The sequence below is a fragment of the Streptomyces sp. NPDC056883 genome, from assembly GCF_042788835.1.
Taxonomy (GTDB): domain Bacteria; phylum Actinomycetota; class Actinomycetes; order Streptomycetales; family Streptomycetaceae; genus Streptomyces; species Streptomyces stoeckheimensis.
Genome location: NZ_JBHUBS010000024.1, coordinates 65410 through 74113 on the forward strand (window position 1 = coordinate 65410; position 8704 = coordinate 74113).

At 71.3% G+C, this 8704-nt stretch carries 9 protein-coding genes; all 9 read right to left on the minus strand.

What is annotated here, in order from left to right:
- Nucleotides 1-12: 12 nt before the first annotated feature.
- Complete coding sequence (locus tag ACFRU2_RS37305; protein WP_382980666.1) at nucleotides 13-822, minus strand: hypothetical protein; 810 nt, start codon at nucleotides 820-822, stop codon at nucleotides 13-15.
- A 175-nt stretch (nucleotides 823-997) separates the two neighbouring features.
- The gene (gene dndC, locus ACFRU2_RS37310; protein WP_382980668.1) at nucleotides 998-2461 is read right to left on the minus strand and encodes a DNA phosphorothioation system sulfurtransferase DndC; all 1464 of its coding nucleotides are present in this window, start codon (nucleotides 2459-2461) and stop codon (nucleotides 998-1000) included.
- A gap of 192 nt (nucleotides 2462-2653) precedes the next feature.
- Nucleotides 2654-3730 (minus strand): DUF6884 domain-containing protein, encoded by a 1077-nt coding sequence (locus tag ACFRU2_RS37315; RefSeq protein ID WP_382980670.1) that lies wholly within the window; start codon nucleotides 3728-3730, stop codon nucleotides 2654-2656.
- An 81-nt stretch (nucleotides 3731-3811) separates the two neighbouring features.
- A complete protein-coding gene (locus tag ACFRU2_RS37320; protein WP_382980671.1) occupies nucleotides 3812-4252 on the minus strand; it encodes a DUF6197 family protein in 441 nt (146 codons plus the stop codon).
- Nucleotides 4253-4297: 45 nt separating this feature from the next.
- Entirely contained in the window at nucleotides 4298-5212 is a 915-nt protein-coding gene (locus ACFRU2_RS37325) for a hypothetical protein (RefSeq protein ID WP_382980673.1), read from the minus strand.
- Nucleotides 5213-5298: 86 nt separating this feature from the next.
- Nucleotides 5299-5565, minus strand: coding sequence for a hypothetical protein (locus tag ACFRU2_RS37330; RefSeq protein WP_382980674.1), 267 nt, complete (start codon nucleotides 5563-5565; stop codon nucleotides 5299-5301).
- 88 nt (nucleotides 5566-5653) lie between these two features.
- Nucleotides 5654-5791, minus strand: a complete 138-nt coding sequence (locus tag ACFRU2_RS37335) for a hypothetical protein (RefSeq protein ID WP_382980676.1) — start codon at nucleotides 5789-5791, stop codon at nucleotides 5654-5656.
- A gap of 178 nt (nucleotides 5792-5969) precedes the next feature.
- Complete coding sequence (locus ACFRU2_RS37340) at nucleotides 5970-7916, minus strand: DUF3560 domain-containing protein (protein WP_382980677.1); 1947 nt, start codon at nucleotides 7914-7916, stop codon at nucleotides 5970-5972.
- 230 nt (nucleotides 7917-8146) lie between these two features.
- Complete coding sequence (locus ACFRU2_RS37345; protein ID WP_382980678.1) at nucleotides 8147-8578, minus strand: hypothetical protein; 432 nt, start codon at nucleotides 8576-8578, stop codon at nucleotides 8147-8149.
- Between the last annotated feature and the right edge of the window lie 126 nt (nucleotides 8579-8704).

Below are 8704 nucleotides of genomic sequence, written 5' to 3' on the forward strand. Positions count from 1 at the left end.
GACGAGCGGGGTTCACTGCGATTCGGCGCCGGCCTGGCGGGCCTCGTCGAGCAGCTTGCGGGCGTGCGAGGTGACCGAGAGGCCGGTCTCGCGCTGGACGTCCTCGACGGTCAGGTCCGGCTTGGCGGCCAAGAGCTCGCTGACCTTCTCCAGACGAGCCGTACGGAGGATGCGCTCGGCGTGTACCGGGTGCACGCCGAGGTCCTCGGCAAGCATTTTTGCCGTGAGCGTGGTGGGGTGCTCCTTCAGCATCTGGCGGGCCCGTTCCCGACGCTCCTCGGCCTGCGGGTTCAGGGGGCGGGAATGCGCTTCCTTGATGCCGACCGGGCGGCCCAGGGGGTTACCAGGGCCCTTGCGGTTGGCGTCCCAGTCGAGGATGGTGCGCCGGCGCCAGAAGTCCTCACCGCCGACGATCTCACCGTCTTCCCCCTTCTCGCCGCCGAGGTTGAAGTCGGGCTCAGGAAGGCGCGTCTTCGTGCCGAACCGGTAGCCCTTCCAGGTGGGAACAGTGACCCGCCGGTCTTCGGGGAGCGCGTAGAGGGACTCCTCCAGGTCGAGGAGGTCATCGGGGTGCTCTCCGGCCGGCACGGGAGGCAGGTCGTACCGCGGCACTTCGTTGACAGCCTTGGCGCGCTCCTCCTCCAGGCGGGCGGCAAGCAGCTGCTCCTTGGAGTAGAGGCGCCGGCGGCTCCCCTTGCGGTTGAGCAGCTTCAGGCCGCGGATCTTCGTCCAGTGCTTGCGGTCCTGCCAGTAGCCGACGCTGACACCGAAGATCTCCGCGGCGATCTTGTCGTCGGCCGGGGTAACTCCGTCGGGAATCATGGGTTGTGGTGCTCCTTGGTAAGGGTTTCGAGATGGCACAGGCGATGCCGGCCAGGTGCCACCCTAGCCAACATTGAAAAAAATACCGCACTTGGGCCATGCGTGGGAAGTCGTGTACCGGGACAGATGCCGGCGCGGGCCGCCGCCGGGGACCGGCGGCGGCCCGCGGGCGCGCTCAGAACAGCGGCTGCTGTCCTTCGGGTGCGCGCTGCGCGGCCCTGCGCGACTGGGCGAAGGCGAGGGCCTGTTCCTCGTTGTCGAAGCTGTGCTTCTTCAGGACGTCTTCCAGCGCGCCGAGCAGGCCGGCGCGGCGCTGCGTCGTGTTGTAGGTGCGGTCGGTCTCCAGCAGGGCGCGGAGGAGGAGGTAGTGCTGTTCATCCTCGCCGCAGACCTCCCGGAGAACGTCGGTCATCGACTGGGCGGCGTTGTAGCTGAGCGAATCGTCCAGCGGGCGGCCGGGGAACGGTTCGCCGGTCTCTTCCTCGTAGATCACCGGCAGGGTGTCCTCGACCTCGTGCTTGTCGAACACCCAGAGGCGGCGGATCAGGTGCAATTCGTCGAGGGTGATCAGGTTGAGGTCGCGGACGTAGTCCGGACCCTTCGCCCGAATCCAGGTCTGGGCGTGCAGCAGCCGACGCAGCCAGTCCTCCCTCGCGCTCTGGAGGTAGGGCCCGTGGACCAGGCGGTCGCGGTGGATCAGGAGCGAGCCGTTCATCTTGCGGAAGTCGCGCAGGTGTCGGTCGTCCTCGATGTCGAGCGCGTTGCGCAGGGAGAGCAGCGGGCGCATCCAGCTCAGCTCTTCGTCGTTCCTGACCATCGCGGCGAGGCTCTTGTCCTGTTCGACCATGGTGCAGGTCCAGCAGCCCATGCGGCTGTCGCCGCAGCTCGGGGTGGAGGTGTCCACGACGAGGGGGCATTCGTTGTCGTCGGAGGCTCCTCGGTACATCGCGAGGAGGTCTTTGTTGTCGTGCCCCCAGGGGTTCTTGTACTGCATGAGCGCCATCCAGACCTCGTCGGTGACGAAGGCCTCGATGGGGCTGTAGACGAGGGAGTTGGGGAGGCTGCCGTGGGGGCTGACCCGGTCGCGGACGCGGCCCTTCTCGTGGCGCCGCATCGCGCGGCCGCGGGCCTGGCTCTCGGTCTTGCGGATGCCGAGCACGAGGATCACCTGACCGTGCTTGCTGGCCACGTTCTTGATGAACGCGTTTGATGGTTTAATCTTCAACCTTTCCGTGCACCATCTGAACTTCGGTCTCGGGGCGGCGTAGCCGCGGCCGATCAGGTTGACCCAGAAGGTGTCTTCGATCTCCGGCGTGAGGCGGTGCGGCTCGATGGGCAGCTCCTGCTCGGCGGCCGCGGCCCGCATCGCGTCCAGCGACCGGTTCGCCCAGGCTGCGACGACCGGGTTCTCCACCAGAGTGTCCGTGCTGATGACGTACACCGTCTTGGTGCGCTGCTCGGCGGGGAGACCGGCCAGCGCCATCCAGACCAGCATCAAAACCAGGGTGCTGTCTTTGCCGCCGGAATAGCCGACGACCCAAGGCACTCCGTCGGCGCGGTAGAGCTCACGAATCTCGTCGAGCAGTTCCTGGACGACGTCGCGCATCGGGCGGCCGCCGAAGGGCGCGGGCTTGACCACCTCCAGCGGGAGGAAGGCAGGCGTGGGCGTGGACAGGGGGTGCTCCTTGTCGTGGGTGACGGGCGGCCGGCGCGGCGGGGTTCGCTGCGCGCCGGGGGGTGCTGCGGGGTGCGGCCGTCGCCCGACGGCGTGCGGGCCGTCGGGCGTTCGCGGGGCGGGAAGCGGCCGAGCAGGTGTCGGCGCGGCCGCCGTTTACGGACGGGTCGCCTGGGCGGCGTAGTCCAGGGCGGTTCCCCGGGGGTCTGCGGCCGCGGCGATGTGCGCGAGGCGCTGAAGCCGGGCCGTGATGCCGGCCCCGGCGAGGGGGCGCAGCAGGTGGGGCCAGATGGCCGCTGCGGCGTCGGCGTGGTCCTGTCCGGCGAGCGCGATCACCTCGGGGGCGTGGCGCAGCGGCCTGCCCATGGCGGCCGCCTGGGCGCGGTGCTTGGTGTGGTCGGCGCTCCGCGGGTCCAGCCGCTTCTCGTACGGGGCGATCGGGGTGTCCGGGGTGATCAGCCCGTACTCGGCGCTGAGGAAGAGGACCCTTCCGCCAGGAATGGCCTGGGCAGCCTCGTAGCACCTCGTGAAGAGCGGGCCGGTGTAGAGCTGGGCGGCGGGGAGAGTGTCGGCTCCCTCGGGCAGGGGCCTCTGGCGGGCGCTGCCCGGGATGACCACCACGGGGCGGCCGACGGCGGGCGGGGCGAGGTCGTCGCGGGTGTCGCGCGGCTGGGTGAGGTCGAAGTGGATGGCGCCTTCGGCTTCCGCGGCAGCCGTCTGCTCGGGGGTGGACCTGGGCAACAGGCGGTCCGGGATCGCGAACATCTCCGAGCCGAGCCGGACGTGGAGGATGGCCCACTTCGCGTCAGTTCCCGAGGTTGCGGCCGGGGTGCGCTGCCGGCGCCCGGGGCGGGTCTCGGGCCGGGCCGTGGGCCGTACTGCGGCGGCGCGGTCGAAGAGGGTGAGCTGCTGGTCGTACGCGGCGCGGATGGTGGCGATGCTGCGGGCCGCGGAGTCCTCTGCGGCGGGGCCTGCGCCGGCCCCCGGGTTCAGGGCGCGCTCGGAAGGTCCCGGCGGGCGGTGCGCGTCGGCTTCGGCCTTCGACGGGAGGGCTCCGCGGGTCAGTCCCCGGGTACGGGCGCCGCTGCCGGGGCAGTCGTCGGTTGCGGTGCGGGTGGGGCGGTGGTTGATGACGGCGCCGGAGACGGTGGGCTTGGGCAGTCCGCAGCATGGGCACCGAAGGGTGCTGGTCTCCTCCCCTGACCTCGCGGCGGGCAGGGTGCTGGTGTGCACGGTCGGGTTCTCCTCTTGATGGGTTCGGGTTTCGAGGGGGCCCGGGGTAGCGGTGCCATCCGCCGCCCCGGGGAGGGGCCTTCAGAAGAGACGGTGCGCGGCGTCGGCGAGCTCGGCCGCTACGCGCAGCGCGGCGGCGGCCTCCTGTGCGGTGCGGCCGGGGGCCAGGCTCCACTGGTGGACGATCACCCGGCGCCACCTCTTCGGGTCGGCGCCCTCGGGGGTCTGGACGGGAGTGCCGTTCAGGTGGTCCGCCAGAATCCGGTAGGCGTCTTCGAGGGTGTCGGCGATGGCGTCCATGTCGTACGTGCGGTCGGGGCTCATGCGGTCGCGGCCGGCGGCGACGTCGACGGCGCCGCCGACGGAGCACCGCCGGTGGATGAGTCGGCCGGGGCCGGAGTACAGGTGGTGGCGGCTCTGGTAGAGGCCGGCGTGGGCAATGTGCGCGGCGGCCCAATGCAGTAGGGCCCCGGGGGTGGTGGGGATCAGGGCACCGTCGGGCGTGTAGCGGATGCCGGGCACGGCTCCTCCTCGTGCGGTAGGGATTCGAGTGGGCCCGGGGGCGGGTCAGGTGCGCAGGACGTGCTGGAGCTGGAGAGTGCGGCCGCCGGGGAGACGGCGGCTCTCGCACGCGGTGGCGCTGTCCAGCGGCGCCGGGGTGGGCTCCAGGGCGGAGGTGTAGAGGGCGGTGCCGCAGTGTCCGCAGGACCCGCGCAGGTGCAGGGCCTCGGCGTCCTCGCCCCCGCACAGGTGGGTCAGGTGGGCGACCAGGAACTCCAGGTCGTCGGGGGCGCGGGTGATCAGGTCGGCGTTGGCGCGGGAGAGCGCGGTGTCCTCTTCGGGGGTCTCCGTGTCCTCCGGCCCGTAGTTGACGGCGACCTCGGCCACCCGGATGTTGTCGGCGTCGGAGACGACGAAGTCGGTGTGGACGGCGTCGGGGTCCCCGGCGCTGACGAGTCCGCCGTTGCCGTTGTAGACGAACTCCTCGCTGGACCAGGGCCTGCGGGTGGAGGCGGCCAGGCGGTCACGGATCTCGGTGACCCGGGCACTGCTCTGGATCTCGGCGGGGAGCGCGGCGGCCTGGGCGAGGTCGAGCCGGTAGTACTCGGTCTTGCCTTCCGTGCGCTCGTAGTGGCACAGGGGCTCCCAGACGGAACGGTTGTCGCGGTCGAGGTGGTGCACCCACTCGTCCAGGCCGTACAGGTCGAGGACGTCGGTGATGCGGCGTTCCTGGCCGGAGGCGGTCCAGTAGGTGCCGTCGGTGGTCACCTGGTCGTACTCGTTGACGGTGAGCCGCAGGGCGTGTGCGTCGAACGCTGCGTCGTGGTGGTGCTCGGTGAGGATGTCGCCGACCGCTGCGGCGATGATCGCGCACGCGACGCGGACGTGGCGTTCTTCCGCGCGGTGAACACGGATGCGGGCCTCCTCCAAGGCCGCGGTCAGGGCGACGGAGTCGAAAGCGTACGGGGCGGAGGGGGTCATGGGGTGGTGGGTCTCCTTGTATCGGGTCGGGTTTCGAGTGGGACCGGGGGCGGCGGTGCCAACCGCCGCCCCCGGCGTGGAGCCGTCTACGGGGCGTGTGTGTTGGCCTGGGCGACCAGGGCTCGATGCTGCTCCAAGGTGGCGTTGGCGCCTCGGACGCCCTCCGAGCCGCCGTATCCCTCCCATCCGGTGATCTGGGCGAAGTAGCGGCCGCTGGGGTCGATTTCGACGTAGTAGGTGTCACTGCCGTGGGATACGTGGACGCGCTGGCCGAGGTTGGTGCGCAGCCAGTTCGGGCTTGAGGCTGCGGCGGTGAAGATGGCCGCGACGGTGGCGGGTTCGAGAGTGAGCACGCTTCCTCCGGTTCGGTGGCGGGGTTTCGACTGGGCCGGGGGGGGCGGTGCCAACCGCCGCCCCCGGCGGGGTATGAGCGGGTCGGCCCTACGGGCGGCAGCCCTTGCGGACGATGGCGGCCGGGTCGGGCCCGAGGAAGCGCACCAGGTCGATCACGACGTCGGCGATGCGCTGCGCGATGCCGACGGGGCGGGCGGTGGCCGACTGGCCGGTTTTGATGCGCACGGAGTACCTCCGGGGTGGGGGTTTCGAGTGGTGGTGTTGGGCGGGGTGCCACCCCCTTCCAACAAGCTCAATATTACCATCTTTAAAGGGTGTTCACTAGGGGTGCGGGCCCCTCTCGTTCAGGTGGGACGCCGGGGCCCGGCCGCTGATTTCCGCGGCCGGGCCCCGGCTGCGCCGCCTACGCAGCGGCGGCGGCCCCGGCTTCCTGGGCGGCGGCCCACTCGCGTTCCGGGGTGATGCCCAGGTCCGCGAGGACCCGGTCAAGGCTCCCGTTGTCCGCGACCCACTCCCAGTCGGCCCCCTCGACGCCGGGGCGATCGGAGAAGGTGAGCATGTACGAGCGGCCCGACGTGCGGGAGTCGCCGCAGACGGCTTGCGCCTCTCGGCGGGTCATCGCCCACAGGGCGCGCTTGCGGGTCCGTCGGGTGTTCTTCGAGACGATGAACACCAGGGCTCGCTCCTCCAGCCAGTCCTGCCCGGCCGGGGTGGAGGGCGCAACGGCCGGGCGCGCGTTCGGGTTGTGGTGGCAGTGGGCGCAGACGCGCGCCGCGGCGTCCCAGCGGTCGGAGTGGCACATGGGGCACGTCTGGGCCGGCGGACCCTGCGCCTCGTCAGCCGGGGCCTGTTCGGCCCCCTGCTCCTGGTGCGCGGCGAGATCCGGCGCGGGGGCGGGCACCGCAGGTGCCTCCTCAACGGCCAGCTCCTGCTTGACGGCCGTGGGCGGCTCGGGTTCGGCCGCCGGGGCGGGCGCGATGCCGCGCACCACGCCCCGCCCGGGGCCGCCGCTCCACCCGCCGCCCGAGTACGCGAACCCGGCGGCGGTCAGCACGGCGTCGACCTCGGCCAGCAGCGGCTTCGACCACACCGATTCGGTGAACTTGACACCGTCCGGCGCGGTGATCGTCATCGGCTGGTGGGCCTTGTGCGGCTGGTTGTTCCCGTTGAGCCACGTCAGGGTGGCCTCGGTGGCGTCCCACCTGCATTCGACCTTGACCCGCTTCGGGATCTTCGGGTCGGTGCGCTTCTTCGGCGCGTTCTTCTTGGCTGCGGCCTGGGCCTCGCGGATGGGTCCGGGCGGGGCGGCTTCGGAGGCTTCGCCGGCTGACTTGGTGCCGGGCACCTTGCCGTCGGCGAGGAAGGCGCGCATCGCCTCCTCGGGGCATCGCGCCCGGACCTGCGTGTAGTCCGCGGGGTGCGTCCCGACCCTGCCGCCGTCGAAGGTGGCGTCTTCCAGGCTCATGACCTTTTTCGCGGCCAGCCTCAAATTCCAGGCGATGGAAAGGGTCTGGGGGTTGACCCGGGCCACCTGGTACCAGGAGCTGCCGTAGCGCACGAAGTCCCCGGGGGCGAAGTCGTCCGGTCCCCAGACCTTCACGCCCTCCGCCTTCGCCCGCTCGACGTGCTTCTCCCAGTGGGCGATCTCCTCCGTCAGGTCGAGGATGAGGCGGGCGTGCCGGTCGACGGAGTCGTAGCCCTTCTCGACCGCTTCCGCGTGGTGCCGCTCCTGCGCCCGCAGGTCCGCACCCAGGCGCTTCAGCCGCCGCAGAGTGCGGTACGGGTCCTTGCGGTGCTGGGCGTAGTTCTCGGCCGCCCGGGTCCGGTCCGACCAGTACGCCGCACGGTCGCGCTCCTCGAAGGACTTGCGCATGTTCGTGTCGATCTTCGCGGCATCACGGCGGGCGCGGCCCTCGCTGTGGTGGCCAACCAGGATCGGCTGGCCGAACTCGAAGCGCTTCGAGATCTGGTCGGCGGACGCTCGCCGGGCGTCAGCCGAGGCGAGGGCCCGGCCCGCGCGGTCGCTGTACCGCTCGACCCGGTCCTCCGCGCGCTCCTCGCGGGCGTCCTCGGCCTCCGCGAAGGACCTGCGGGTGTCCTCGTCGATCTCGACAGTCACCTCATGCCCGGCGGCGCGCAGGGCTTCGGCCGCCGCGTTGATGCGCCAGCGGTCGGCCTCCTTGTCCTGCGAGCGCCGGATGTAGAGGCCCTCCACGTTGCGCGAGAACCAGAAGTTGTGGTTCCGCACGATCTCGAAGACGCCGTCTCCCTTCCGGGAGCCGGTGAGGATCGTCCCTTCGGCGCGTGTGTGGGTGATGGCGATGGTGCCCTTCACAGGGGTTTGGGTCACGGGGTATTGCCCTTCGTGGTGTGGGTTTCGAGTGGTGGCGTTGGTCGGGGTGCCACCCCCTTCCAACAAGTTCAACATTACCAGCTTTACCCCTGATCCCCTAGTGGAAAGGGGCCCTTGAGCTGGTCTTTTCAACGGCGTCCGCCCCCTGGGCTGGCGCGGTCGGGTCGCTGGCCCCCGGGGAACGGGGGTGGCCGGGGCCGCCACGACGGCGCGCGGTCCGGCGGGGATCAGAACAGGGAGGATTGCCCGGCTTCCTGCGCGGCCTGTTCGCTCTGCTGGCGCCGCAGTTGGGCGACGAGCGGGGCCTGGCGCGCGGCCGCGGCCTGCTTGCGGGCCCGGAGTTCCTCGGCGGTGGCCCAGCGGACAAGCTGTTCGTGGTCGGCCAGGCCGGGGGCGTCGTCCGTGACGGTGTACCGGATGTACGGCTGCTGGAGGCGGTTGCGGATCTCGGCCCGGGTCATGACCCAGTCCGGCCCGTAGGCGCCAGCCACGGTGAGCAGGGTGCCGTCCGGCGCGTAGTGGCTGCGGACGGCGAAGCCGTCCGCGCGATAGAGGGTGGGGCGGTCCTTCTTCTGTGCGGCCTCGGTGAGCTGCAAGTCGGTGAGGCCGCCCTGGACCAGGTGGTGGGCGACGGTGTGCCGGCGGGTGACGCGGGGCATGATGCTCCGTTCCGTGGGGCGGTGGGGGGGGGGGGGGGGGGGCCCCCCCCCCCCCCCCCCTCTTTCGTCTTTGTTTTTTTCCGAAGGATTTTCTCTCCCCCCCCCCCGCACCTCTTCTCGGTCCAC

Coding starts and splice junctions, on each gene's coding strand:
- ACFRU2_RS37325 (WP_382980673.1), bottom strand. CDS start 5,212: ATGACCCCCTCCGCCCCGTACGCTTTCGACTCCGTCGCCCTGACCGCG.
- ACFRU2_RS37345 (WP_382980678.1), bottom strand. CDS start 8,578: ATGCCCCGCGTCACCCGCCGGCACACCGTCGCCCACCACCTGGTCCAG.
- ACFRU2_RS37305 (WP_382980666.1), bottom strand. CDS start 822: ATGATTCCCGACGGAGTTACCCCGGCCGACGACAAGATCGCCGCGGAG.